This is a genomic window from Shinella sp. GW821-FHT11G07 (genome assembly GCF_058808115.1).
In genome coordinates this window covers 1-25,198 of the sequence record NZ_JBXARJ010000004.1, presented here as the reverse complement: position 1 = coordinate 25,198, position 25,198 = coordinate 1, and the positions used below count along the sequence as shown (strand labels likewise).

Below are 25,198 nucleotides of genomic sequence, written 5' to 3'. Positions count from 1 at the left end.
CTGTTGCTATGCAGCGTCGCCGAGGCGCCGGAGCGTCGGCCAGAGCGGCTTCATGGCCTCGGCGAGATCGAGGAAGACCCGATATTTTTCGTCATAGGCGCGCTGCCGGTCTGGATCCGGCTGGTAGGTCGTCTCGATCGATGCAAGGTCGCGCGGATCGGCAGTGGGCGAGGCAAAGAGCCCGGCGCCTGCACCCGCGCACAACGCCGCGCCCCAGGCAGCCGCCTCCTCCGTGCGCGTTGCCGTGACCGGCAGGCCGAGAATATCGGCAAAAAGGCCCGCCATGGCGGGATTGCGCGAGATACCGCCCGTCAGACGGGCCGAGGTCGGCGCAAAACCATCACGCAGCGCATCGACATGGACACGGTGGTTGAAGGCGATGCCCTCCAGCACGGCCCGCACCAGATCGCCCCGGTCGTGCCAGGCATTGAGCCCATAGAAGCCGGCGCTCGACGCTCCGCCGAAGGGCGAACCGAAGAGATAGGGATGGAAGAAGGCGCTCGACGGGCGCTGGCGTGCGACCTCGAATTCCTTGCCGAGGATAGCATGGATGCTCTCGCCGGACGCCTCGGCCTGCTGCGCATCGCCGGCGCAGAACTGCTCGATGAACCAGTCGTAGTTGGCGGTAGAGGCGGGCGAGATGGACATGTTGTTCCACTCGCCCGGCAGGATGCCGTTGCGGCAGAACCAGCGGCCATCGACCTTTGGCGCAGGCGACACCGTCTCGTTGATCGAATAGGTGCCGGCAATGACGGCGACCACGCCTTCGCCATAACCGCCCATGCCGAGCGCAGACGCCGTCACGTCATGCAGGCCGGCCATGACCGGCGTGCCCGCGACAAGGCCCGTCTGCCGCGCCGTCTCGGCCGTCACACCGCCGACGATCTCGGTGGAGCCCGCCATCGGCGGCTGCCGGCCGGCGAGCCGCTCCAACCCGAACAGACGGAAAGCGTCGTCGGCATAGTCCTGCGTCTGCACGTTGGTGAAGGAGGTGCTCGCCTCGGTGCGGTCCGTGCCGATCGTGCCGCACAGGCAGAAGCGCAGCCAGTCTTTTGCCGCAATGAAATGGGCGATGCGGGCGTAACGCTCCGGCTGGTGCTCGCGGATCCAGCGCAGAATCGCGGAGGGTGCGGAGGCGTGCGGCTTCTGGCCTGTCAGCGTCAGCGACTGTTCGCCGATCTCGCCCTCGTTCCACGCATCGGCAATCGCGCCGGCGCGTGTATCGAGCGAAACAATGGCATTGCCGAGCGGCCTCTTGTCGTCATCGAGCAGATAGATGCCGTCACCATGGGCGGTAGCGGCAATCGCCACGATGTCGGAAGCCGGACGACCGCAGGCGGCGAGCGCCTCGCGGATCGCGTCCGCCGTTGCCGACCACAGCCCGTCCATATCGCGTTCGACATGCTGTGGCGCGGGGATGAGCTGCGGAACACGCCGGCGGGCGATGGCCAGAACCGTGCCGTTCGCATCGAAGATGACGGCCTTGGTCACCGTCAAGCCGCTGTCTATACCCATGATGCAAGGCATCGCTGTCTCCATTCTCAGGCGAAAGAAGAGCGGTGACCGACATCTGGATATCCGCGGCAGCGGAAACCTCAGCCGGCCCGTTCTCCGTCCGCCACAATGACGTTGATCCCCTTCGAGCGCATGCGCGACAGGTGGGAGATCGGGATATCCTCGTCGACGATCACGGCGTCGAATTCTTCAAGCGCCGCGAAGTGGTGCAGCGCGCGCCGCTCGAACTTGGTGTGGTCCGCCAGAAGCACGCGCCGGGCAGAACTCTCGAACATCGCGCGCTTCGTCGTGACGGTTTCCGGCGACTGGTGGTAGACCACGTCATCGACGATCGCCGACAGCGACATGAATACTGTATCCGCCCGGAGGCGGCGAATTTCGTTGGTGGTGATATGCCCCATGAAGGCATTGCACCAATGGTAGAACTGCCCCCCGAGACAGATGAGGTTGAGGTCGTTCACCTCCTTCAACTCGTTGATCAGCACAAGCGAATTGGTGATGACCGTCAGCGGTACCTTGGCCGGCAGGAAGCGGGTCATCTCGTGCACGGTCGTGGCGTCGTCCATGAAGATCGCCTGCCCCGGCTCGACGAACTGCATCGCAGCCCGGGCAACCGCCTTCTTCTCCTTGGCCTGTTTGGTGGCGCGGTAGACATCGGAGGATTCGATAAGGCTGGTGGGTGCCGCCGAAACGATGCCGCGCGTCTTGCGGAAAAGGCCACGGCTGACGAGTTCGTCGACATCGCGGTGCGCCGTCATCAGGCTGATGCCGAAGCGCTCGGTCAGGTCTTCGATGCGGATCGACCCTTCGGCGATAACCGTTTCGGCGATCGCCTGGCGGCGCACGAGCTGGCGCGCATGCCGGCTGTCGCTCGGCAGCTCTTCCGAAAGCAAATCCTTGACGTCGACTTTCTTGTTCACGGAGAACCCTGCCATGCTTCGAGGAGAGAAGTTTGGTATCTCGTATCGGGCGGCAAGGAAAATGCCAAGCAAGGTGGATGGGAGCGCCCGCGGACAGGCGCTCCCGGTGTTGATTACTCGCTCAGAACGAACGGAGCGGTGTACTTGTCGACATTATCCTTGGTGATCAGCAGGCAATCGAACAGCTGCTTTTCGGTGTCGACACCGGTCGAGCCGTTCTTGATCACGTTGTCGGCCTGCTTGACGGCGGCTTCCGAGAAGACAGCGACCGGCTGGAGGACGGTGTACTGCAGCTCACCGGCCTTGATGGCGGCAACTGCGTCCGGCGAACCGTCGAAACCGCCGACCTTCACCTGCTCGAGCTTGCCGGCTTCCTTGAGGGCCGCGATGGCACCCAGCGCCATTTCGTCATTGCCGCTGATCACACCGATGATGTCCGGGTTTGCCTGAAGCAGGGACTGCATCTTGGCGTGGCCCTTGGTACGGTCCCAGTCAGCCACTTCCTTGCCGGACTTTTCGAGGTCCGGGTACTGCGTCAGGACGGTTTCGTAGCCGTTCGAACGGGTTGCAGCGTTGTTGTCAGCAGGCGCGCCAAAAAGTTCGACATACTTCCCCTTGTCGCCGACCGCTTCGACCCACTGCTGCGCACCGAGAGCAGCGCCCTGGGCGTTGTTCGAAACGAGCTGAGCCTTGGCAAGGCCTTCCTGGTTGATCTCGGCATTGACGAGAATGACCGGAATGCCGGCCGCAACGGCCTTCTTCACGGCGCCGACAGAACCATCGGCATTTGCTGGGTCGAGGATGATGGCAACCGACTTGTTGGTGATCGCGGTGTCGATCAGGTTGCTCTCGGTGTTGGTGTCACCCTTGTGCGCACCAACATTGGCCGTGTAGCCGAGCTTTTCGGCGGTCGCCTTGGCGACTTCGCCTTCGGTGAACCAGTACGGGTTGGACGGATCGTTGACGATGACCGTAATCAGGCCCTCGGCCCAGGCTGTGCTGAACAGCAGCGGCAAAGCGGCAGTTGCTGCGAAGAGTACACGCATACCTTTTTTGAACATGATCTCACTCCCTTTGTTGAGTTCGTTTGCGCCGATGATCGGCAATACTTTCCGCTGCCGGGGCACTCGGTGGCCCGCCTCTCCCGGTCGCAGTCAGTTCCGGTCAGTCGCCGCTTTTCAGCGGCGGCCGTATTTGAAGCTGTTGAGCAGAACGGCGGTAACGATCACGGCGCCGGTGAAAACCGTCTGCCAGTAGGCCGAGACCCCGATGATGACCAAGCCATCCGACAGGAAGCCGATGACGAAAGCGCCAAGCATGGTGCCGATGACGGTGCCGCGGCCGCCGGTCAGCGCAGCGCCGCCGATGACGACGGCTGCAATGGCCGTCAGTTCGTAGGTGGTGCCGGCCGTCGGGCCTGCCGAGGTCAACTGTGAGGACAGAACCAGACCGGCAACGGCCGCGCAGATGCCTGACAGTACGTAGACCGCGATCTTCACACCCTTGACCGGAACGCCCGACAGTTCTGCCGCCCGCTCGTTGCCGCCCGACGAATAGAGCCAGCGGCCGAAGGCCGTGCGGGCCAACAGGATGTGGCAGGCGACGGCGAAGACCAGAAGAACCAGCACGCCGATCGGCACGCCGGCAAGACGGTTGAAGCCGAGCCAGTCGAAGCCGGTATTGCCGAGCTCCGGACGGCCGCCGAGATTGTTATAGGTGAGGCCGTTGGTCATCAAAAGCGCAACGCCACGGGCGACATAGAGCACGCCGAGCGTCGCCACGAAGGCCGGCACGCGCAGATAGGCGATGAGCACGCCGTTCACGGCGCCGACCACGGCACCCATAAGGCAGGTGAGAACCACCACGACCCAGACCGATGGGTAGAGGATCACACCAATTTGCGGCAGTGTGACACCCTGCATCAGGAAGCCCGCGACGACACCGGCCAAGCCCAGCGTCGAGCCGACCGAAAGGTCGATGCCGCCGTTCAGGATGACGAGCAGCATGCCAATCGCCAAGAGGCCGAAGATCGCCACATGCGAGGCCATGATGAGGAAGTTGCTGACCGTGAAATAGTTCGGCGACATCAGCGAGAAGACGACGACGATGGCGATAAGCGCGAAGAAGGCGCGGCCTTCGAACAGCAGCTCGACGAAGCTCTTCTTGCGCTTGCCGCCGCTGACTGCCGTCTTCGTGTCGATTGCAGGTGTGACTGACATGGATTCAGCGCTCCTAATGGGCATGCACGGCTTCGCCAGAGGCGGCCATGATCTGTTCTTTGGTCACGTCGGGACCGAATTCGGCGGAGATGCGGCCACGCCGCATGACGATGATGCGGTGGGCGATGCTGAGGCATTCGCCGACCTCGGAGGTGGTGTAGACGACGGCAAGCCCATGCTTGGCGCGCTCGGCCAAAAGCTTGAAGACCTCGGCCTTGGCACCGATATCGATACCGCGGCTCGGTTCGTCGAGCAGGATGACTTCCGGCTCGGTCGCCAGCATCTTGCCGATGACCACCTTCTGCTGGTTGCCGCCGGAGAGCGAGCCGATCGGTGCGGCACCGCCATCCGTCTTGATATGCACCTTGCGGATCGCCTCGCTGATCAACGCTGCCTCGCGGGAGGTGGAGGTGAACAAACCCCGCGTGAAGGCACCGAGGCTGGCAAGCGACAGGTTGCGGCCGACGCTCATCGTCTGCACCAGGCCGTCGCGCTGCCGGTCTTCCGGCACGAGCACGAGGCCGTCGCGAATGCAGGCCGAAATCGACTGGCCGGTAACGTCCCGGCCCTTCAGCACGACCTTGCCGGCCGTCGGCTTGAGGCGGCCTGCGACCGTCTCGAGCAGTTCCGTGCGACCAGCCCCCATGAGGCCGTAAATGCAGACGATCTCGCCTTCACGCACCGAAAGCGAAAGCCCATCGACCACCGAATAACCGGCGCCGCCGGGATCCGCCACCGTCAACCCCTCGATCGACAGTGCTACATCGCCCTTGTCGTAGCCGGTTGGCGGCGAGCCGAGATCGAAATTGTCGCCGACCATGTGGCGGACGATCCATTCGAGGTCGATGTCCTTGCGCTCGGCATAGGCCGTCATCGCGCCGTCGCGCAGGACCACCGCATGGTTGGTGATCTGCAGGGCTTCCTCGAGATGGTGCGAGATGTAGACGATGGAAACGCCGCGGCTCATCAGGTCGCGGATGACCTTGAACAGCACCTCGACTTCGGATGCACTGAGCGCCGAGGTCGGCTCGTCCATGATCAGGATGCGCGAATTGACCGAGAGGGCGCGGGCGATCTCGACGATCTGTTGCTGGCCGAGGCGAAGCTCCTCGACGGGGGTGAGAGGATCGATGTCCTCTTCCAGTTCAGCCATCAGGAGGCGCGTCTGGCGCTCTTCTTCAGCGAAGTCCACGCCCGTTGCCGTCATGATTTCGCGACCCATGAAGATGTTGTCGCGAACGTTCATGTTGGGAGCGAGGCTGAGCTCCTGATGGATGATGGAGATACCGCGGTCACGTGCTTGGGAGGATGACGCGAAAGCGATGGGCTCTCCATCGAGAATGATCTCGCCGGCGGTGGGCTGCACCACGCCGGAGAGAATTTTCATAAGGGTCGACTTGCCGGCACCGTTCTCGCCGAACAGTGTCGTAACCTGGCCGCGATGAATGTCGAAATTGACGCCCTTGAGGGCGTGCACGCTGCCGTAGGACTTCGCCACGTTGCGCGCGGCGAGCACGACTTCACCCTTCGGGCCGGTATCGGCGAGCGTGCTCATTGGACGTCGAGCCTCACGGGAATGACGATCCAGCTCTTCGGGTTGACCAGCTTGAAGACGCCGATGACCGAAACGGTCTTGCCGGTAAGGGCTGCGGGATCGATGCCGCCGAGCACGACCTTCTTGACCTCGTTGTTGATCGCCGAGCCGGCGTCCTGATACTCGATCTGGTTTTTGAACTGGCCGAATTCGATCTGGCCCGTCGCATCGCGAAGATCCGTGCCGTTGAGTGCCGGGCCCGTCTGCACCCGCACGGTCAACTCGGCCGGCAGGCCCTCGACGGCGACAACGTTGTAATTTGCCTTGCGCTCGCCGACGACGCCGGTGAACTTGACCGGAAGGACCGGGCCGACCGAGGTCGCCACGCCGTACTTTTCGGCTGCCGCCTTCTTGTCGGCGGCGATCGCCGCCGAAAGCTCGACAGCATCGACGGCGCGCGTCTCGACGCTCTGCTTGATGAGCGGAAACTGCTCGGCGCCGTAGGCTTCCGGCGAGAATTTCTGCACCTGCACGTCTCTTTCGGAGCCGATCTGCACGATCGTCGTGTCGAACGCCATGGCGCCGACCAGCACGACGGCGGCGGCAATGCCGATCCAGCGATAGCTTCGCGGAGACTGCGGCGACTTCGATAGCGTGGTGTCAGTCATGTCGATTGGCCTTGCGATTGAACGGAGGGTACTTCAGTGGCTGCGCCGGCACGGGGCCGACCACAGGGGCAGGCCGACGGACCTGCTTGCACCGTCGCAGGCGGGCGTCACTGTCTTCCGTACAGAACATGTCATGATGTCCTCCCCATGAAGGCGCCGGCCAGGTCTCCTCACCTGCCTTGCGCTGCATTGCACACATCTTCGCAGTTGCGATATATGCGTGTTATATGTCCCAGTATATATGTTAACTTAACGCAGGCTGTCAATCTGCCTTTTTCGATCACATTGTCTTCGAGTATGGCGCCTCTTCAGCTTTCCGCTTGGCAAAGCGACGGTTAGCTCTACCCTGCAAATCCAGGCACGCCCATGCGAATGAAGCCGGGGCAGAAGCAAAGAGCGAAACTCATCTGATTGATATTACGTGAAAAAACTCACTTTTATTGGCATTCTAAAGGTCGCAGTGCCGCGATAAATCCCTCATAGGAATAACTAGGGCATCGCGGAAAACATACCCAAGCCTCACGCCTTGCCTACACTCATCATACCTGAAAAAAAATTCGAAGGCCGAAAAATTTTACGAGACATACGATAGCTTTGTGTTATGTTCTCTTCCGAGACTTGGGAGTTCCGTGATAAAGTCCTTGGAAGGCCAATTTGGCCTCGGCCGGATGGCCTGCAAGGCCACGCACGCTTTCGTGAAAGACGATCAGGAGGATTGAATGCTCTGTTTCGGGTCAGGCGAAGCGACGCAGGCTGTCGCGGCATCCGTTGGTGCGCGTCATGGCTGAAGCGGCAGACCTGATCATCGGCATCGACGCCGGCACCTCGGTCATGAAGGCCGTCGCCTTCACGCTGACCGGCCGCCAGATCGCCAGCGCCTCCGTCCGCAACACCTACACCACCGGCGACGACGGCTCCGTCACGCAATCGCTCGACCAGACTTGGCTCGACTGCACGCGCGCCTTGCGTGGGCTGGCGGGCAAGGTCGACCGCCTTGCCGATCGCACCGCCGCCATTGCTATTACCGCCCAGGGCGATGGCACCTGGCTTGTCGGAGCCGGCAACCGCCCGGCAGGCGATGCCTGGCTCTGGCTCGATGCCCGCGCGGCGCCGACCGTCGAGCGGCTTGCCGCCACCGACGCCGACCGCGCACGGTTCGAGGCGACCGGCACCGGCCTCAACACCTGCCAGCAGGGCACGCAGCTCGCCCATATGGACCGGTATTTTCCGGAGCTTTTGGCCGGCGCCGAAACGGCCATGCACTGCAAGGACTGGCTCTACCTGAACCTGACCGGCATCCGCGCCACCGACCCTTCCGAAGTCAGCTTCACCTTCGGCAATTTCCGCACCCGCTGCTATGACAGCGACGTGCTTGCAGCACTTGGCCTGACACACCGCCGCGGCCTGCTGCCGGAAGTCATCGAAGGCACGGAGACCACCCACCCGCTGACGGCTGAAGCTGCTGTCGTCTCCGGCCTCCGCGCCGGCACACCCGTCTGCCTCGGCTATGTCGACATGTGCATGACGGCGCTCGGTGCCGGTGTGCGCAGCGAGGGCCGCAACGCCGCCTGCTCCGCCATCGGCTCGACTGGCGTGCACCTTCTGGCAAAATCGGTTTCCGACGTCGTGTTGAATGCCGAGCGCACCGGCTACGTCATCGCGCTGCCGATCCCCGGCGTGGTCACGCAGGTCCAGACCAATATGGGCGCGACGATTAATCTCGACTGGCTGCTGCAACTCGGCGCGGACCTCTTGGGCGAATTCGGCGTCACCGTCGGGCTCAACGACATGATCGGCCGCGTCGACGCCTGGTTTGCCGCAAGCAAGCCCGGCAACATCCTCTACCATCCTTACATTTCCGAGGCCGGCGAACGCGGCCCCTTCGTCAATGCGCGCGCTCGCGCCAGTTTCACCGGGCTTGCCAGCCGCCATCGCTATCCGGATCTCGTGCGCGCCGTCGTCGAAGGCCTCGGCATGGCCACCCGCGATTGCTATGCGGCCATGGGCGCCCTGCCCTCCGAACTCCGCGTCAGCGGCGGTGCGGCCCGCTCGGCATCGATCCGTGGCACGCTGGGTGCTGCCCTTGGCGCACCGGTTCGCGTCAGCACCCGTGAAGAGGCCGGCGCCGCCGGCGCCTCGATGATGGCGGCCGTCGCGATTGGCGCCTACCGCACGATGGACGATTGCATTGCCGACTGGGTCACCCCCGAACTCGGCGATGCCGAAAAACCCAAGCCCGAAGACACCGAACGCATGACGCGCCTGTTTGCCGCCTATGTGGATGTTCGCCGGGGCATAACACCCGCCTGGGACATCCTGGCCGCGCGCTGAAGAAAACGATTGCGCCTCCCCGTGAGGCGCCGAAGGAGATTGAGATGAACGAGCCCGAGCTTATTGACCTCTTCGTGATCGGCGGCGGCATCAATGGTGCCGGCATTGCGCGCGATGCGGCCGGCCGTGGCCTTTCCGTGGTGCTGAGCGAAAAGGACGATCTGGCCGAAGGCACCTCTTCACGCTCGGGCAAGCTGGTACATGGCGGCCTGCGCTATCTCGAATATTACGAGTTCCGCCTTGTGCGCGAGGCGCTGATCGAACGCGAAGTGCTGCTCAACGCCGCCCCGCACATCATCTGGCCGATGCGCTTCGTGCTGCCGCACAGCCCTGAGGATCGTCCGGCCTGGCTCGTCCGGCTCGGCCTCTTCCTCTACGACCATCTCGGCGGCCGCAAGAAGTTGCCGGGCACGCGCACGCTCAATCTCGCACGCGATCCTGAAGGCACGCCGATCCTCGACCAGTACACCCGCGGCTTCGAATATTCCGACTGCTGGGTGGACGACGCACGCCTCGTGACGCTGAATGCCGTGGGTGCAGCGGAAAAAGGCGCCGTGGTGCTGACGCGCTCACCGACTGTCTCTGCCCGCCGCGAAAGCGGCGCCTGGACGGTGACGACAAAGAACAGCACGACGGGCGAAACGCGCACCTTCCGCGCTAAGTGCCTCGTCAACTGCGCGGGCCCCTGGGTCTCCGACGTCATCAACCGCGTCGCCGGCTCGAACTCCTCGCGCAATGTGCGTCTCGTCAAGGGCAGCCACATCATCGTTCCGAAATTCTGGGCGGGCGCGAACGCCTATCTGGTGCAGAACCACGACAAGCGCGTCATCTTCATCAACCCCTATGAGGGCGACAAGGCGCTGATCGGCACCACCGATATCGCCTATGAAGGCCGCGCCGAGGATGTTTCCGCCGACGAGACGGAAATCGACTACTTGCTGAAGGCGGTCAACCGCTACTTCAAGGAAAAGCTGCGCCGGCAGGATGTGCTGCACTCCTTCTCCGGCGTGCGCCCGCTGTTCGACGACGGCAAGGGCAACCCCTCTGCCGTCACCCGCGACTATGTCTTCGATCTCGACGAGACCGGCGGCGCGCCGCTGCTCAATGTCTTCGGCGGCAAGATCACCACCTTCCGCGAACTCGCCGAGCGCGGCATGCACCGTCTTGCGCATATCTTCCCGAGCATGGGTGGCGACTGGACGGAGAAGGCGCCGCTTCCCGGCGGCGACATGCCGAACGCCGACTACGAGACCTTCGCCAACAGCCTGCGCGACACCTATCCGTGGATGCCGCGCAAGCTGGTGCAGCATTACGGCCGCCTGTACGGCACGCGCACCAAGAATGTCATCGCTGGTGCCACCAGCCTTGAAAGCCTCGGCCGGCATTTCGGCGGCCAGTTCTACGAGGCGGAGGCCCGTTATCTCGTCGCCAGCGAATGGGCGCAGACAGCGCAAGACATCCTCTATCGCCGTACCAAGCACTACCTGCATATGACGGAAGCCGAGCGCGCGGCCTTCGCCGAATGGTTCAACGCCACCCGCCTTGCCGCCGCCTGAGGACGACCATGCCGCTGACGCTTTCGCTGAACACCAATCCGCTGGTCAACCGCTTCGCCGATCCCGACGACCTGATCGAGACCGTCGCGCGCGACCTTCGCCTGCGTGATCTCCAGCTGACCCACGAGTTCATCAATCCGAGCTGGAACGCGGCGACGATCCGGCGGCTGACACGGCAGATGGACAAGGCGCTGGAACGGACCGGCGTGCGCGTCACGTCAGGCATGACCGGTCCCTATGGCCGCCTCAACCATTTCGGCCATCCGGATGCGGATGTGCGGCGCTACTATGTCGACTGGTTCAAGACCTTTGCCGACATCATCGGTGATCTCGGCGGCACCTCCGTCGGCACCCAGTTCGCCATCTTCACCTACAAGGACTTTGACGATCCGGCACGCCGCGAGGAACTGATCCAGATCGCGATCGACTGTTGGGCAGAAGTTGCCGAACATGCCAAGGGTGCGGGCCTCTCCTATGTCTTCTGGGAGCCTATGAGTATCGGCCGCGAGTTCGGCGAGACCATTGCCGAATGCATCAAGCTGCAGGATCGGCTGACCGCCGCCAACATGGCCATCCCCATGTGGATGATGGCCGATATCGACCACGGCGACGTGACCTCCAGCAACCCGGACGACTTCGAGCCCTATGCCTGGGCGCGTGCAGTGCCGAAAATCTCGCCGATCATCCACATCAAGCAGAGCCTGATGGATAAGGGTGGCCACCGGCCGTTCACCGCCGAGTTCAACGCCAAGGGCCGAATCCAGCCGGAACCGTTGCTGAAGGCCTTCGCCGAGGGCGGCGCGGTCGACAACGAGATTTGCCTGGAACTCTCCTTCAAGGAGCGCGAGCCGAACGACAGAGAGGTCATTCCGCAGATTGCCGAAAGCATTGCCTTCTGGGCGCCGTATATCGATACCGGTGTTTCCGATCTCAAGCTGGGCTGACCGCTGCTGGTCCGCTTGCTAAGGCTTGATCTGAAAAATCACTCCGGGTGTAAAGCAAGGCAGGACACCACTGATGATCGACAACGAAGATTCTCTCGCCGTCCGCGCCGCCTGGCTGCACTATATCGGCGGCTTCACCCAGTCCGCTGTGGCAAAACGCCTGGGCATCCCATCGGTGAAGGCGCACCGGCTGATCGCGCGGGCGGTTGCCGAGGGCGTGGTGAAGGTCAGCATAGACGGCCACATTGCCGAATGCGCCAACCTGGAGGTTGAACTCTCCACCCGCTACGGGCTCGGTTACTGCGAGGTCTCGCCCGACATCGACGACGACCCGCTCGCGCTGACCACGCTCGGCCATGCCGGGGCAAATTTCCTTCGGCGCGAAATCGAACGCGGCGAATCCGCCGTCATCGGCCTTGGTCACGGCCGCACGCTTTCGGCCGCCGTTCGCCACCTGCCGCGGATCAGCGCCAGCGGCACACGCTTCGTCTCGCTGCTCGGCGGGCTTACCCGCAACTATGCCGCCAATCCCTATGACGTCATGCATCGCCTCGCGGAAAAGACCGGCACCCAGGCCTATGTGATGCCCGTGCCCTTCTTCGCCAATACGGAGGAGGACCGCGAAGTGCTGCTCTCCCAGCGCGGCGTCAGCGAGGTGTTCAATCTTGCCCGCAGCGCCGACCTCAAGATCGTCGGCATCGGCACGGTCGACAACCAGGCGCATCTGGTGAAATCGGGCATGCTCCAACCGGACGAACTGGAGGAGATTGCCTCGCTTGGCGGTGTGGGAGAACTGCTTGGCCATTTCTTCGACAACAAGGGCCGCATCCTCGAGACATCGGTGACGGCAAGAACGCTCGCCGCATCCTTCTCGGACGATGGCAAGGACCGCATCGTGGCGATCGCCGGCGGCCCGGTGAAGACCGAGGCCATCCGTGCGGTCCTGCACAGCCACAAACTGCACGGATTGATTACGGACGAGCGGACGGCACGGTTGCTCCTGCAAAGTCCCAACGACAAAAATCACAAAATCACAAGCATCATGTTATAATTTCGCTGAAACGATGTTATAAGCCTTCCACTCAGCGTGAGGATGGAGAACACGGTGAAACGGGAAGAGCGCAGACAGGAGATCATCAATCTTCTGGTCGAAAGCCGGGCTGTCGAGCTTGACGACATCGCGGCGCGCTTCGGCGTCTCCAAGATGACCATCCATCGTGACCTCGACGACCTGGAGCGGGCCGGCGTGCTGCGCAAGGTGCGCGGCGGCGCCACCATCGATGCCGGCACCCAGTTCGAGAGCGATTTCCGTTTTCGCGAATTGCAGGAAGCCGATGTGAAGCGCGCGCTGGCCGAAACCGCCGCCGACCTCGTAGAGCCCGGCATGACGGTCATGATCAACGACGGCTCGATGGCCTCCGTGCTCGGCGACGTGCTGGCGGCAAAGAAGCCGATCACCATCATCACCAACAATGCGGCGATCATGGAACGCCTCAAGGGCGTCTCCGGCGTCACCTTGATCGGCCTCGGCGGCGTCTATTCGGCCAAGTTCAACGCCTATTTCGGCATCGTCACGGAAGAAACGCTGTCGCGGCTGCGCGCCGACATCGCCTTCATTTCCGCGCCCGCAGCCGCGGGACGCCTCGCCTATCACATGGATGAAGCCGTGGTGCGCACCAAGCGGGCGATGATGAGGTCCAGCCGCCAGTCCTGCCTGATGATCAACAATCGCCGCTTCGGCCACACGGCACTGCATGTGCTGGCCGACCTCGCGGAATTCGACACCGTCCTATCCGACAAACCCCTCCCCCACGACACGCTGGCCGAACTCGGCGACGGAAAAACCGTGGTGCGGATCGCCCACAAGGAGACAACCATATGAGCCAAAGCCGGACATTCTGGGTTGGCACGAGCTGGAAGATGAACAAGACGCTCGCCGAGGCAAAGGTCTTCGCCGAAGGTCTTGCTGCGGCCGACAGCGGCCGCGATGCCCGCATCCAGCGTTTCATCATTCCGCCGTTCACCGCCGTGCGCGAAGTCAAGACGATGCTCGCCGATACGTCCGTGAAGGTCGGCGCGCAGAACATGCACTGGGCGGACGAAGGTGCCTGGACGGGCGAGGTCTCGCCGCTGATGCTGAAGGATTGCGGCCTCGACCTCGTCGAGCTCGGCCATTCCGAACGCCGTGAGCATTTCGGCGAGACGGACGAGACCGTCGGCCTCAAGACCGAGGCTGCGGTGCGCCACGGCCTCGTGCCGCTGATCTGTATCGGCGAGACGCTTGCCGACCGCGAAGGCGGCCATGCGACCGAAGTGCTGGCGCAGCAGGTGCGCGGTGCGCTGTCGCGGCTCAACGCCACGCAGAAACAGGCCGAAATCCTGCTCGCCTATGAACCCGTCTGGGCAATTGGTGAAAAGGGTATTCCAGCAACGGCAGACTACGCCGATGCGCGCCACGCCGAGATCGCCGACGTGGCGGAAAAAATCCTCGGCCGCCGCATTCCCTGCCTCTACGGCGGTTCCGTCAACCCGCAGAACTGCGAGGAACTGATCGCCTGCCCGAACATCGACGGGCTCTTCATCGGCCGCTCAGCCTGGAAGGTTGAAGGTTACCTCGACATCCTGGCGCGATGCGCCGCCACCATCTGAAAGGAGACTTCTCATGAAACTCGCTATTGCCGGTGACAGCGCGGGCGAAGGCCTCGCCAAGGTTCTCGCCGATCACCTGAAGGACCGCCACGACGTGCACGAAGTCTCGCGCACCGACGCCGGCCCGGACACCTTCTATGCCACCCTCTCCGACCGCGTCGCCTCCGGCGTCATCGCCGGCGAATACGACCGCGCGATCCTCGTCTGCGGCACGGGCATCGGCGTCTGCATCTCGGCCAACAAGGTTCCGGGCATCCGCGCCGCGCTGACGCACGACACCTATTCCGCCGAGCGCGCAGCACTCTCCAACAACGCCCAGATCATCACCATGGGCGCCCGCGTCATCGGCACGGAACTCGCCAAGGCCATCGCCGACGCCTATCTCGCCCAGACGTTTGACGAAAACGGCCGCTCCGCCGGCAACGTCCAGGCGATCAACGAGGTCGACGCGAAATACAACGCGGCCAAGTAACGGCCGGCACCAACAGCTCCAGACCAGCCCCCGCGCAATGCCGGGGCTGGTCAACTCGTTTTCGCAGGGACTACGCCTGTTCGTCCTTGCGCTGCACGACCACGCTGAGCAGCGCCAGCGCCCCCGATCCCACCATCAGGAAGAACGAGACAGCGTTCAGCACCGGCGTCGAGCCGACCTTCACCATGCGATCGTACATGGTGATCGTCAGCGGCGCATCGGAGCCGACCAGCATCAGTGTCGTGTTGAAATTCTCGAACGAAACGAGGAAGGCGACGACAAAGGCGGAGAAAAGCGCCGGCATCAGATAGGGCAGCGTCACCGTCATCAGCACGCGCAGTCGCGTCGCGCCGAGATTGAAGGCCGCTTCTTCCAGCGCGATGTCGAACTTTCTCAGCCGCGCGGCAATCACCAGCGAGGTGATGGTGGTGAGAAACGAGAACTGGCCAAGGATGACGAGAAAAATCCCGGGGCGTAAAAAGTCCCATTCGATTCCAAACGTTTCCTCCAGGCCGTTGGCGATCATGCTGGCGAAAACCAGAAGCGATATGCCGAGGATGACGCCCGGAATGACGAGCGGCACGATCATCAGGATGTAGAAGATGTTCTTGCCGGGAAACTGCTTGCGCTCGAACAGGAAGGCATTGCAGGTGCCGGCGGCGACCGCCATCGCGGACACGGCGACGCCGATGATCAGCGAATTCTGCAGCCCGCGCAGCAGTCGCCGGTCATGGAACATGCCGATCTTCGGTTCCGTGCTACTGAAGAACCAGTCGAGCGTAAAACCGTTCCAGGGCAGCGCCGGAAACATCGAGTCGTTGAAGGCGAACATGCCGGCGGCGAAAAGCGGTGCGGCGAGATAGATGAGGAACGCCAGCATATAGCCGCGATAGACCCATCGGAGGAGAGGCGATTGCGGGGCCGCAACGTTCATGGGTCAGTCCTTTGCGACGGTAGAGGCGAGGCTCTGGCCGGTCAGCCGCAGCCCAAGCCAGACGACGAACGAGGTGAACACGAGGAGCAGGACACCAAAGGTAGCACCCGACTCCCAATTGTAGCGCGTCACGAACTGTTCGTAGATCTGCTCCGTGAACCACATGCTGTTCTTGCCGCCGAGCAGGATGGGCGTGAGGTAGCTGCCCGCCGTCAGCATGAAGACGATGATGCAGCCGGCGACGATGCCGGGCATGGCATAGGGCACGACGATGCGGCGGAAGACCGTTAAGCGGCTGCCGCCGAGATTGTAACCCGCCTCGATCAGCGAATTGTCCATGCCGTCGAGCGTGGAAACGAGCGGCACGATCATGAACAGCACGACCGTATAGACGAGCCCCATCACCACGGTGGCGTCGTTGTAAAGAAACTCCACGGGACCGCTGACCAGGCCGACCTTCTGCAGGAAGGTCGAGACGAGGCCGGTTTCGCGAAGGATGACGATCCAGCCGAAGGCACGCACGAGGTCGCTCACCCAGAGCGGGATAAGGCACATCAGGAAGAGGGCGGCCCGCGAGCGGCGCTGCGCGATCTTCGCGATGTAATAGGCGACGGGAAAGCCGACGACGAGCGCCATCGCGGTCACCAGGATCGACATCCAGGCGGTGCGCAGCAGCGTGTTCCAGTAGATCGGCTCCGAGAGGAAGGCAACGTAGTTCGAGACGCCGAACGTGTATTCGCCCGGCCCCACCTTTTCCCTGAGCGAGATATAGCCGATGCCGATTTGCGGCAGGATGATGAGCAGCGCGATCCACAGCGCGAAGGGCGCGAAGAGCAGGATGAAGGAGAGTTTCGTGACGTCCGAGCGCGCCATCGCCACTACCTCGACACGCTGAAGCAGCGGCCGTGGCCGTGGCTCCAGCCGATATCGACCCTTGCGCCGGGCTCAACGCGGCTGGTACCGTCCATCACGGCCTGGCCGACCTCGACGAGATTGCCGCCTTGTGTGCGCACCAGGATGCGGCTGCTTGCCCCGTTGAAGAGCAGGCTTTCGACGGTTCCCTCAAGCCGGTTTTCGGACCCCGTGCCAACCGAAAGCACTTCCGGGCGCACGAAAAGCTCGACCGCGCTCCCGGCCGCGATCCGGTCGTCACCGGCCGCCGCAATCGCCTCACCGCCGCCGTCGAGTGCCACGCGCACTTTGCCGTCCGCCACCGAAAGCGCACGGCCCGGCCAGCGGTTGCTGTCGCCGACAAAACCGGCGACGAAGCCGGTCTTCGGATTGTGGTAGAGCTCCTGCGGCGAGCCGATCTGCTCGAACTGGCCGGCATTCATGACAGCCACATTGTCCGACATCAGCAGCGCTTCCGACTGGTCGTGGGTGATGTAGAGGAACGTCGTCTCGAACTGGTGCTGGAGCTGCTTCAGCTCGATCTTCATGCGCTCGCGCAGCTTCAGGTCGAGCGCGCCAAGCGGCTCGTCGAGCAGCAGGACGTCGGGTTCAAGCACCATGCAGCGAGCAATGGCGATACGCTGCTTCTGTCCGCCCGAAAGCTGGGCGACCTGCTTTTGCTCGGTGCCTGGCAGGCCAACGCGGTCGAGCACCTGCGCCACCTTGCGGGTAATGTCCATCTTGTTCTCGCCGCGGCAGCGCAGCCCATAGGCGATATTCTCGCCGACATTCATCATCGGGAAGAGGGCGAGATGCTGGAACACCATCTTGACGGGCCGCTTGTTCGGCGGCGTCGAGAGCACGGACTGCCCCTTGATGCGGATGTCGCCGCTCGTCGGCTCCTCGAAGCCCGCGATCATGCGCATCAGCGTTGTCTTTCCGCAGCCGGAGGGTCCGAGAATGGAGAAGAACGAACCGCGCGGGACATTGAAGGACACGCTGTTGACGGCAGTATAGGCGCCGAACCGCTTGCTCAGGCTTTCGCATTGAAGGTCGTGCATGGGTGCTCGCAAATCGCGGCCGCAAGGCGGCCATTTTGAAAACAGCCGGCCAAGGCAATCCCTCGGCCGGCTGGTGTCACGCCTTCAGAGGCGATCAGTTCGACGCAGCGGCCTTGATGCGCTCGAGCGCCTTGCCTTCCATGTCCTCAAGACCCGCCGGAATATTGGCGAAGAACTTCAGGTTCGCGAGATCCTTCTCGTCGAAGGCGGCCTTCACGGCGGCCTTCTTTTCATCCGGCAGGAGATCGATGCCGTTGCTGACGGCGGCAATTGCGCCTGTCGAATCCGACATCAGCTTGACGATCTCGGGCTTCATGACGAAGTTGATCCACTTGTAGGCGGCATCGTCCGCCTCGCCCTTGCGCGGGATGACGAAGGTGTCGATCCAGGCAAGCGCGCCGGTTTCCGGCGGCACATAGACCAGGTTCTTGTTCTGGGCGTAAAGCTTGAAGGCCGTCGAATCCCAGGCTTCCGAGACGACGACTTCGCCGGAGAGCAGGAGCGTCGAAAGGTCGTCGCCGCCGTTCCAATAGGTCTTGACGTTGTCCTTGCAGGCGATCAGCTTTTCCGTCACCTCGTCGAGCATCGCCTGGTAGGCGGCCTTGTCGCCATAGAGCGCGAACGGGTCCTTGCCGAGCGAGAAGGCCGTGCCGAGCAGGATGGTGCGGCGCAGGCGCATCGAGGTGCGGCCCTTGTATTCCGGATTGCAGAGATCCGCCCAGCCCTTGACGTTCGGCGCCTTGGAAATATCGGCGACGACGCCGGATGTGCCCCATTGATGCGGCACGGCATAGAGATTGCCGTCGATCGTCGCATTGGCCTTCACGCCGTCGAGAAGGTTCGGTGCAAGCGACGCGGTGTCGATCTTCGAGAGATCGAGCGGCTTGTAGATGTTGTATTCCTGCTGGGCCGCAAAAATGCGGTCATGGCTCGGCTGGGCGAGGTCGTAGCCGGCGCCGCCGGTTGCCCGGAGCTTCGCAACCATTTCCTCATTGTTGGAAAGCGTGACCTCGACGGTGATGTCTGGGTTTGCTTCCTCAAAGAGCTTGATGACGTTATCGGGCGCGTAGCCGCCCCAGGTGAGCAGGCGCAGGGTATCTGCGTGAGCTGCAGTGCTTGCGACGATGAGGGCAAGCGCCGTCGTCGCGGCGAGCGCGAATGTCGATTTCATGCTGTTCTCCTCTTCCATTTGGCTGTTGAAAGCCGCCGTTTCTCCGGCGTTCTTTTCTGAAGAGGGCCATCACTCCCGATGATGGCCCTTAGTTCCCGATTTTTAGCCATTGCCATCAAAGAGGGAGATTGGCTCCCCTGAAAGGTCCATTATCTCCTTGCGGTAAGACCAGTATGACGATCAGCTGATCTTCGCGGCGAGGCTCTTCGTGCGGGTATAGCTGCGCAGGGCCTCAAATCCCTTTTCGCGACCGAAACCCGACAGCTTGTTGCCGCCGAAGGGCACCTCGATGCCACCGGCAAAATATTCGTTGATGTAAACCTGCCCGGCGTCGATATCGCGCGCCATGCGATGGGCGCGGCCGAAATCGCGGGTGTAGATGCCGGCGACGAGGCCGAAATCCGTACCGTTGGCGATGGCGACGGCTTCCTCTTCGCCCTCGACGACCTGCACCGACAGCACCGGGCCAAAAATCTCCTCCTGGATCACCGGGTCATCCGCTTGGACGGCATCGAGAATGGTCGGCTGGAAGAACCAGCCGGTGCCGCTTTCAGGGTCCGTTGCGCGCTCACCGCCGGCGGCAATCGTAATGCCGCGGCCGCGAGCGCCCTCCACATAGCCCGCCACCTTGTCGAGATGGGCGCCGGAGCTCAGTGCACCGACCTGCGGACGGCGCAGGCCATGGCCGAGCTTCAGGCCACTTGCGCGAACCGCAAGGCGCTCGACCAGTTCCGCATGCACCTTGCGTTCCACCACGAGGCGGGACCCGGCCGAGCAGATCTGCCCGGCATTCTCATAGATGGCGCCGAGCACGCCTTCGACGGCGGCATCCATATCCGCATCCGCCATGACGATCAGCGGCGACTTGCCGCCGAGTTCGAGCACGACGCTGGTGACATTGGCTGCCGCAGACTGCATGACACGGATGCCCGTCGGCACGGAGCCGGTAAAGGTGACATGGCGAATGCCGGGATGCGCGACCAGCGGTCCGCCGGCTTCCGCGCCTGTACCGGTGATGACGTTGCACACACCCGCAGGCAGACCGGCGCGAAAAAGGATGTCGGCGAGCATCAGCGCCGTCAGCGGTGTCTGCTCCGCCGGCTTGGCGACCACGGTGCAACCGGCGGCCAGTGCCGGCGCAATGCTGCGGGCCGCCGTCGAAAGTGGATAGTTCCAGGGAATGATATGGGCGGTAACGCCGACCGGTTCCTCGATGGAGTAGCCGATATAGTCGGTGCCAAGCGGAAAGGTGTCGCCCTGGATTTTGTCGGCGGCGCCGGCATAATACTCGAAGGAGCGCGCCGCACTCGCAACGTCCCCCTCGGCCTCCTGCAGGGCCTTGCCGCTGTCGAGGCTTTCCACCACGGCGAGCCGTGCCGCCTCCGCCCGAATGATCTGGGCCGCGCGGAAAAGGATCGCACCACGGGCGCTCGCCTTGGTACGCGCCCAGTCACGCTGCGCGCGGCGTGCGGCATCAACCGCGCGGTCCACGTCGCTGCCGTCACCCGCGGCGAAGGCATGGAAGGCACGGGCAGCGCCGGGATCGAAGGTTTCCATCGAGCGCCCACCGGAGGCCGCGACGAAAGCGCCGTCGATGAAATGGCCATCGGGCAAGCCGGAGAGCGTGCCGCTGGAGAAATACTCGTCGACGAGGGTTTCGGTGCTCATCTCAATTCGCCTCGCTTGCCTGGTAGCTGGAGCGCGCCAGCCATTCCGGATCGATCTCGACACCCCAGCCGGGTTCGTCGGTCACGGTCGCCTTACCATCAACGATCTCATAAGGCGACTTGCGGAACAGACCATCCTGCCAGGGATAATAGTCCTCACCCTCGATCGAGAATTCGAGATACTTCCCGGCATTCGGAATGGCGCGCAGCAGGTGCATGGTGAAAAGCGTCACCATGGAAAGATTGGCGGCATGCGGCGTAACGGGGATTCCAGCCGCTTCAGCCATGCGCACGACGCGCAGCGTCCGGCTGATGCCGCCGAGATAGCAGATATCCGGCTGCACGATGTCGACCGCCTTCATCTCGATCATGCGGCGCCAGGTCGGCAGGTCGCAATCCTGCTCGCCACCGGTCACGTCCATGTCGAGGGCGTCCGTGACTTCCTTCGTCTGCTCGAGCTCCCAGTAGGGGCACGGCTCCTCGTAGTGCACGAGGCCATTGTCCTGCATGATCCGGCCGACCTCGATGGCGCGCGCCGGCGAATAACAGGAGTTGGCATCGGCGAGCAGATCGGCCTCGGCGCCAACGGCCTTGGCGATCGTCGGGATGATCTCCTCCGTGCGGCCCGGCCATTCGTCGTGGTTGCGGCCGCACTCGGCACCAACGCGGAACTTGAAGGCATCGAAGCCATATTCGCCGCGCAGGCGCTTGAACCGCTCGGCCTCGGTGGCCGGCGTGATATCGCGCTTCATGGAGGAGGCATAGGCGCGCAGCGGCCCGGCCGAGCCGCCGAGCAATGCCGCGACCGGTTTGCCGGCCTGCTTGCCGCGCAGGTCCCAGATAGCCGTGTCGAGGCCGCATATGGCGCGGTAGAGATAAGAGCCCGGAAACTTGTGCTCGCGCTCGAAGATGCGATCGAGATGATCATCGAGGTCGGTGATCTCGGCGCCGAGCGTATTGGGCGCGACCTGACGATGCAGGATCTCGGACGTGATGTCGGAATTGTAGGTCGATACCTGGCCCCAGCCGGTGGCACCGGTTTCATCGGTGATGCGGACGAAGCCGACATATCTGTTGCAGAAGGTCTCGATGCGTTTGATCTTCATGACAATCTAATCTGTTTGACGGCCAAGCTGCCTGGCGGATGGAACGGCCCTTGACGCCGCGAACTGGTACGACAATCATCGCAAAATCTTCACGCGATAAGGTCCACTTTACTTTTAGTAGCGGACCATTATTGCGAGGGGACGACAGGCCGGGAGGGCGAGATGGTAAAATATCCGGGCGGCGCATTGCTGCCCACGCTGCAGTTCGATCGCACGTCCAGGACGCCGATCAGCGCACAGCTCTGTACGGCGCTCCGCGAGATGATCCTCTCCGGCGAACTCCAGCCCGGCGAGCGCCTGCCTTCCAGCCGCACATTGGCAAAGGACCACGAGGTTTCCCGCACCACGGCGATCAGCGTCTACGAGCAGCTCGCCGCCGAGGGGCTGATCCGCTCAAACATAGGCGCCGGCGCCTATGTGGCCGAAACCCTGCGCGACGGTCGCCCGGCAAGGATCGCGGTGAAGGGTATCGAAGACGAGATCCGCAGCCCGCCGCGCCTTGCCCAACTCAGCGCCGACGCTTCGGAACACTACTTTCCCCGCCTGGCGCACCCGGAAAACCCGCGCCCCTTCATCACCGGCATTCCGGCCTTCGACGAGTTTCCGATGGCGCTGTGGGCGAGCATGGTCGCGCGCTACTGGCGCCAGCCGCGCAACCTGCTGCTCGGCTATCCCCCGGCGGAAGGGCTGATGGAGCTGCGCCGGGCCGTCGCGATGCATCTGCGCGCCAACCGCGGCATCACCTGCGAGCCCGAGCAGGTCTTCATCTTCAACGGCGCGCAGGATGCCTTCAACCGCATCGGCAACACCCTGCTTGATCCCGGTGATACGGTGTGGATCGAAAATCCCGGCGCGATCGGTGCGCGCAACAGCCTGATTTCTTCCGGTGCGAAACTCGTGCCGCTCAGCATCGACGAGGAGGGCATCAACGTTGCCGAGGGGTTGGCCGTTGCGCCGGATTTCCGCCTCGCTTTCGTCACCCCCGCTCATCAGCACCCACTTGGCGTGACGATGAGCCTCCAGCGCCGCTTCGAACTGCTGCGGGCCGCCGAAAGAGCCGGAGCCTGGATCATCGAGGACGATTATGTCGGCGAATTCCACTATGCTGGCCATCCACCGCCGACGCTGAAGAGCGTCGATACGTCCGGCCGCGTCATCTATGTCGGCAGCTTTTCCAAGGCGCTGTTCGCAGCCCTTCGCCTCGGTTATGTCGTCGCGCCGCCAGGACTGGTCGACGTCTTCTACCGCATCGCCGGGGCAACCTTGCAGGGGTCTGCCACAAGCCTGCAATCGGTCGTCGCCAGCTTCATAGAATGCGGTCATTTTTCCAGCCACATCCGTCGCATGCGGCGCGTCTATGCCGAACGACTCCAGGCGCTGCTCGACGGCGCGACGCGGCATATGGAGGGTATGCTGGAGGTCGCGCCGACCGATACGGGCTTTCACACGGTCGGCCGCCTTGCCGACGATTTCGACGAACTCGCTGTCGCCCGCCGCGCGGCCGAGCGCAACATCCTCGTCTCCCCCATCAGCCGCTTTGCCATCACGCCGGTCAAGCAACGCGGCCTTGTGCTCGGCTTCAGTTCAGCGCCACCGCGCATGATCGCAAGTGCGGCGGAAACCCTCGGCGCCGTACTGAAGGACATGCGCAAGGAACAGGGCCGCCGCGCCGGTTGAACGCTATCGGGCGTCGGCGAGGATCATTTCGGCACCCTTTTCGCCGACCATCAGCGTCGGCGCATTGAGATTGCCGGAGGTGATGTGGGGGAAGATCGAGGCATCGACGACGCGCAGGCCGTCGAGGCCATGCACGCGCAGACGCGCATCCACCACCGAGGTCGCAGCGTCCGGCCCCATGGCGCAGGTGCCGCAGGGGTGGAACACTGACCCGGAGCGCTCCCGGATGTCGGCGATCAGCTCGTCATCGCCTGTGATACCAGTGCCCGGCCGGATCTCGTCCTCGATGATTTCGCGCATCGGGCCGGTCCGGGAAAGACGCCGCAGGAAATGCGCGGCTTCGAGCAGTTCCTGCACGTCCTCCTCCGTCGAGAGATAGTTCGGCTGGATTTCAGGCGCGGCAAAAGGGTCCGCGGAGCGGATCGCAAGCTGCCCGCGGCTCGTCGGATGGCAGTTGGAAACCCCGACGAGGAAGCCGGAGAAAGGATCCGGGCTCATCAACGCCCGCCGCCCTGGAAGGGCGCGCGTATAGCTGACCGGCGAAAAATAGAGCTGCATGTTCGGCCGCGTGTGCTCCGGGCTGGTGCGGAAAAACCCTCCGCCCTGGTTCACGCTGAGCGACAACGGGCCACTCTGCGTCAGCACATAGCGCAGCCCCACCATGAGCCTGCCCCACCAGGGGCGCAGCATATCATTGAGTGTCGGCCGTCTGCTCCTGTAAAGGTGGTCGAAGCCGATATGATCCTGCAGATTACGCCCGACGCCGATGGCCGCATGCACGACCTCGATGCCGTGGCGCTTCAGCAAGGCCGGATCGCCGACGCCAGAGAGCTGCAGAAGCTGCGGCGTGTTCACGGCTCCGGTGGACAGGACCACCTCACGGCGCGCCCGGATCTGTCGAATCTCTCCACCCTGCCTGTATTCGACACCCGTCGCGCGCTTGCCGTCGAACAGCAACCGGGTCGCCTGGGCAGCCTTGATCACAGTGAGATTGTGCCGCTTGCGCGCCGGGGCCAGATAGGCCGTCGCGGCCGAGCAGCGGAAACCATGGCGCGTCGTGATCTGATAGATACCGATGCCTTCCTGTGTCGCGCCATTGAAATCCGGGTTGCGCGCAAGGCCTGCCTCTTGCCCGCCCGCGAGGTAATTCGCGCAAAGCGGATGCACCACTTTCTCGATATTGGTGACGGTGACCGGTCCATCCTGCCCCCGCCATTGGTCGGCCCCAGAAAGGTTGTTTTCCATCCGCTTGAAGGCCGGCAGCACGTCCTCGTAGCTCCAGCCCGGATTTCCGAGCGCGCGCCATTCATCAAAATCCTGGGCCTGACCCCTGATGAAAACCATGGCGTTGATCGAGCTGGACCCGCCGAGCACCTTTCCGCGCGGCCAATAGCTTTGGCGGCCGCCGAAACCCGGCACGGGTTCGGTCAGATATTTCCAGTTCAGCGTGTCATGGTAGAACGCCTTGCCATAGCCGATCGGCATGCGCACCCAGAAGTTCAGGTCACTGCCGCCGGCTTCCAGCAGCGCAACACGATAGTGGCCACCCGCTGAAAGCCGATTGGCAACCACGCAGCCAGCCGATCCCGCGCCGACAACAACGTAGTCGTATTCGTCCATGTTTCCCCCATTCCTTCAAATGCACGCCGTCCACCCTTGCTATCCGCCCGTGGACCTTGCGTCAGCATCCATTTCGATGGGATTGGCGTACCAGTTTATCATAGCCCCGGTGGCGCGCCGACCCGCTGGCGTCGTCCAACTACGGCCTCGGCGGCCGCATAGCACGGTCCTCAACCCGGTAATGAGGTGACCTTGCCCCCAAGTTTTATCCAGTTTTGAGTTCGCTCCAGCGGTTTTTGGTTTCGGTGTTTGCGGCGGTAGCG

General features: G+C 63.2%; 21 protein-coding genes. 8 read left to right on the top strand and 13 right to left on the bottom strand.

Annotation, left to right across the window (positions count from 1 at the left end; genetic code table 11):
* Window positions 1-6: 6 nt before the first annotated feature.
* The 6 genes from AC1RT2_RS09160 to AC1RT2_RS09135 all read right to left on the bottom strand — a co-directional run bounded on the left by AC1RT2_RS09160 (window position 7) and on the right by AC1RT2_RS09135 (window position 6,856).
* Window positions 7-1,527: an FGGY-family carbohydrate kinase gene (locus AC1RT2_RS09160; RefSeq protein ID WP_493101311.1), complete on the bottom strand. Its 1,521-nt coding sequence runs from the start codon at window positions 1,525-1,527 to the stop codon at window positions 7-9.
* Window positions 1,528-1,595: 68 nt separating this feature from the next.
* On the bottom strand, window positions 1,596-2,450 hold the full coding sequence (locus AC1RT2_RS09155) for a DeoR/GlpR family DNA-binding transcription regulator (protein WP_493101309.1): 855 nt from the start codon (window positions 2,448-2,450) through the stop codon (window positions 1,596-1,598).
* Between the two features lie 98 nt (window positions 2,451-2,548).
* A complete protein-coding gene (locus tag AC1RT2_RS09150) occupies window positions 2,549-3,496 on the bottom strand; it encodes a D-ribose ABC transporter substrate-binding protein (protein ID WP_069061614.1) in 948 nt (315 codons plus the stop codon).
* 117 nt (window positions 3,497-3,613) lie between these two features.
* A complete protein-coding gene (locus tag AC1RT2_RS09145; RefSeq protein ID WP_493101307.1) occupies window positions 3,614-4,654 on the bottom strand; it encodes an ABC transporter permease in 1,041 nt (346 codons plus the stop codon).
* 13 nt (window positions 4,655-4,667) lie between these two features.
* A complete protein-coding gene (locus AC1RT2_RS09140) occupies window positions 4,668-6,209 on the bottom strand; it encodes a sugar ABC transporter ATP-binding protein (RefSeq protein ID WP_493101305.1) in 1,542 nt (513 codons plus the stop codon).
* Entirely contained in the window at window positions 6,206-6,856 is a 651-nt protein-coding gene (locus AC1RT2_RS09135; protein WP_493101303.1) for a DUF2291 family protein, read from the bottom strand. Before AC1RT2_RS09135 ends, AC1RT2_RS09140 begins: the two co-directional genes overlap by 4 nt.
* A 780-nt stretch (window positions 6,857-7,636) precedes the next feature.
* Between AC1RT2_RS09135 and AC1RT2_RS09130 the strand changes: the two genes are divergently transcribed.
* From AC1RT2_RS09130 to derI, 7 genes are all read left to right on the top strand, one after another.
* On the top strand, window positions 7,637-9,187 hold the full coding sequence (locus tag AC1RT2_RS09130; RefSeq protein WP_493101301.1) for an FGGY-family carbohydrate kinase: 1,551 nt from the start codon (window positions 7,637-7,639) through the stop codon (window positions 9,185-9,187).
* 44 nt (window positions 9,188-9,231) lie between these two features.
* Window positions 9,232-10,743 carry a glycerol-3-phosphate dehydrogenase gene (locus AC1RT2_RS09125; protein WP_493101299.1) on the top strand — a complete coding sequence of 504 codons (1,512 nt, stop codon included), beginning with the start codon at window positions 9,232-9,234 and terminating at the stop codon, window positions 10,741-10,743.
* 8 nt (window positions 10,744-10,751) lie between these two features.
* A complete protein-coding gene (locus tag AC1RT2_RS09120; RefSeq protein WP_493101297.1) occupies window positions 10,752-11,687 on the top strand; it encodes a sugar phosphate isomerase/epimerase family protein in 936 nt (311 codons plus the stop codon).
* 73 nt (window positions 11,688-11,760) lie between these two features.
* A complete protein-coding gene (locus tag AC1RT2_RS09115) occupies window positions 11,761-12,738 on the top strand; it encodes a sugar-binding transcriptional regulator (protein WP_069060918.1) in 978 nt (325 codons plus the stop codon).
* A gap of 54 nt (window positions 12,739-12,792) precedes the next feature.
* Complete coding sequence (locus AC1RT2_RS09110; RefSeq protein WP_493101295.1) at window positions 12,793-13,569, top strand: DeoR/GlpR family DNA-binding transcription regulator; 777 nt, start codon at window positions 12,793-12,795, stop codon at window positions 13,567-13,569.
* Window positions 13,566-14,336, top strand: a complete 771-nt coding sequence (locus AC1RT2_RS09105) for a triose-phosphate isomerase (protein ID WP_493101293.1) — start codon at window positions 13,566-13,568, stop codon at window positions 14,334-14,336. Before AC1RT2_RS09110 ends, AC1RT2_RS09105 begins: the two co-directional genes overlap by 4 nt.
* A 13-nt stretch (window positions 14,337-14,349) precedes the next feature.
* The gene (gene derI, locus AC1RT2_RS09100; RefSeq protein WP_493101291.1) at window positions 14,350-14,808 is read left to right on the top strand and encodes a D-erythrulose-4-phosphate isomerase; all 459 of its coding nucleotides are present in this window, start codon (window positions 14,350-14,352) and stop codon (window positions 14,806-14,808) included.
* Between the two features lie 70 nt (window positions 14,809-14,878).
* Here the strand turns inward: derI and AC1RT2_RS09095 are convergent, their stop codons facing one another.
* The 6 genes from AC1RT2_RS09095 to AC1RT2_RS09070 all read right to left on the bottom strand — a co-directional run bounded on the left by AC1RT2_RS09095 (window position 14,879) and on the right by AC1RT2_RS09070 (window position 21,638).
* Entirely contained in the window at window positions 14,879-15,742 is an 864-nt protein-coding gene (locus AC1RT2_RS09095; RefSeq protein ID WP_069060915.1) for an ABC transporter permease, read from the bottom strand.
* A gap of 3 nt (window positions 15,743-15,745) precedes the next feature.
* Window positions 15,746-16,615: an ABC transporter permease gene (locus tag AC1RT2_RS09090; protein WP_069060914.1), complete on the bottom strand. Its 870-nt coding sequence runs from the start codon at window positions 16,613-16,615 to the stop codon at window positions 15,746-15,748.
* Window positions 16,616-16,620: 5 nt separating this feature from the next.
* Window positions 16,621-17,694, bottom strand: a complete 1,074-nt coding sequence (locus AC1RT2_RS09085; RefSeq protein ID WP_493101288.1) for an ABC transporter ATP-binding protein — start codon at window positions 17,692-17,694, stop codon at window positions 16,621-16,623.
* Between the two features lie 94 nt (window positions 17,695-17,788).
* Window positions 17,789-18,865 (bottom strand): extracellular solute-binding protein, encoded by a 1,077-nt coding sequence (locus AC1RT2_RS09080; RefSeq protein ID WP_444801785.1) that lies wholly within the window; start codon window positions 18,863-18,865, stop codon window positions 17,789-17,791.
* 180 nt (window positions 18,866-19,045) lie between these two features.
* Window positions 19,046-20,533, bottom strand: coding sequence for an aldehyde dehydrogenase family protein (locus AC1RT2_RS09075; protein ID WP_493101286.1), 1,488 nt, complete (start codon window positions 20,531-20,533; stop codon window positions 19,046-19,048).
* A gap of 1 nt (window position 20,534) precedes the next feature.
* Window positions 20,535-21,638, bottom strand: coding sequence for a mandelate racemase/muconate lactonizing enzyme family protein (locus AC1RT2_RS09070; protein ID WP_493101284.1), 1,104 nt, complete (start codon window positions 21,636-21,638; stop codon window positions 20,535-20,537).
* 162 nt (window positions 21,639-21,800) lie between these two features.
* Here AC1RT2_RS09070 and pdxR point away from each other — a divergent pair, with 162 nt between their 5' ends.
* Entirely contained in the window at window positions 21,801-23,315 is a 1,515-nt protein-coding gene (pdxR, locus tag AC1RT2_RS09065) for a MocR-like pyridoxine biosynthesis transcription factor PdxR (protein ID WP_493101282.1), read from the top strand.
* Window positions 23,316-23,318: 3 nt separating this feature from the next.
* Here pdxR and AC1RT2_RS09060 read toward each other — a convergent pair whose 3' ends face one another.
* Window positions 23,319-24,935, bottom strand: a complete 1,617-nt coding sequence (locus AC1RT2_RS09060; RefSeq protein WP_493101280.1) for a GMC family oxidoreductase — start codon at window positions 24,933-24,935, stop codon at window positions 23,319-23,321.
* Between the last annotated feature and the right edge of the window lie 263 nt (window positions 24,936-25,198).

Excerpts from the sequence above, each read along its gene's own strand:
- pdxR (WP_493101282.1), top strand. The coding sequence starts at position 21,801 with ATGGTAAAATATCCGGGCGGCGCATTGCTGCCCACGCTGCAGTTCGAT.
- AC1RT2_RS09150 (WP_069061614.1), bottom strand. The coding sequence starts at position 3,496 with ATGTTCAAAAAAGGTATGCGTGTACTCTTCGCAGCAACTGCCGCTTTG.
- AC1RT2_RS09070 (WP_493101284.1), bottom strand. The coding sequence starts at position 21,638 with ATGAAGATCAAACGCATCGAGACCTTCTGCAACAGATATGTCGGCTTC.
- AC1RT2_RS09130 (WP_493101301.1), top strand. The coding sequence starts at position 7,637 with ATGGCTGAAGCGGCAGACCTGATCATCGGCATCGACGCCGGCACCTCG.
- AC1RT2_RS09060 (WP_493101280.1), bottom strand. The coding sequence starts at position 24,935 with ATGGACGAATACGACTACGTTGTTGTCGGCGCGGGATCGGCTGGCTGC.
- AC1RT2_RS09160 (WP_493101311.1), bottom strand. The coding sequence starts at position 1,527 with ATGCCTTGCATCATGGGTATAGACAGCGGCTTGACGGTGACCAAGGCC.
- AC1RT2_RS09080 (WP_444801785.1), bottom strand. The coding sequence starts at position 18,865 with ATGAAATCGACATTCGCGCTCGCCGCGACGACGGCGCTTGCCCTCATC.
- AC1RT2_RS09105 (WP_493101293.1), top strand. The coding sequence starts at position 13,566 with ATGAGCCAAAGCCGGACATTCTGGGTTGGCACGAGCTGGAAGATGAAC.
- AC1RT2_RS09135 (WP_493101303.1), bottom strand. The coding sequence starts at position 6,856 with ATGACTGACACCACGCTATCGAAGTCGCCGCAGTCTCCGCGAAGCTAT.
- AC1RT2_RS09115 (WP_069060918.1), top strand. The coding sequence starts at position 11,761 with ATGATCGACAACGAAGATTCTCTCGCCGTCCGCGCCGCCTGGCTGCAC.
- AC1RT2_RS09145 (WP_493101307.1), bottom strand. The coding sequence starts at position 4,654 with ATGTCAGTCACACCTGCAATCGACACGAAGACGGCAGTCAGCGGCGGC.
- AC1RT2_RS09155 (WP_493101309.1), bottom strand. The coding sequence starts at position 2,450 with ATGGCAGGGTTCTCCGTGAACAAGAAAGTCGACGTCAAGGATTTGCTT.
- AC1RT2_RS09095 (WP_069060915.1), bottom strand. The coding sequence starts at position 15,742 with ATGAACGTTGCGGCCCCGCAATCGCCTCTCCTCCGATGGGTCTATCGC.
- AC1RT2_RS09090 (WP_069060914.1), bottom strand. The coding sequence starts at position 16,615 with ATGGCGCGCTCGGACGTCACGAAACTCTCCTTCATCCTGCTCTTCGCG.
- AC1RT2_RS09140 (WP_493101305.1), bottom strand. The coding sequence starts at position 6,209 with ATGAGCACGCTCGCCGATACCGGCCCGAAGGGTGAAGTCGTGCTCGCC.
- derI (WP_493101291.1), top strand. The coding sequence starts at position 14,350 with ATGAAACTCGCTATTGCCGGTGACAGCGCGGGCGAAGGCCTCGCCAAG.
- AC1RT2_RS09075 (WP_493101286.1), bottom strand. The coding sequence starts at position 20,533 with ATGAGCACCGAAACCCTCGTCGACGAGTATTTCTCCAGCGGCACGCTC.
- AC1RT2_RS09085 (WP_493101288.1), bottom strand. The coding sequence starts at position 17,694 with ATGCACGACCTTCAATGCGAAAGCCTGAGCAAGCGGTTCGGCGCCTAT.
- AC1RT2_RS09125 (WP_493101299.1), top strand. The coding sequence starts at position 9,232 with ATGAACGAGCCCGAGCTTATTGACCTCTTCGTGATCGGCGGCGGCATC.
- AC1RT2_RS09120 (WP_493101297.1), top strand. The coding sequence starts at position 10,752 with ATGCCGCTGACGCTTTCGCTGAACACCAATCCGCTGGTCAACCGCTTC.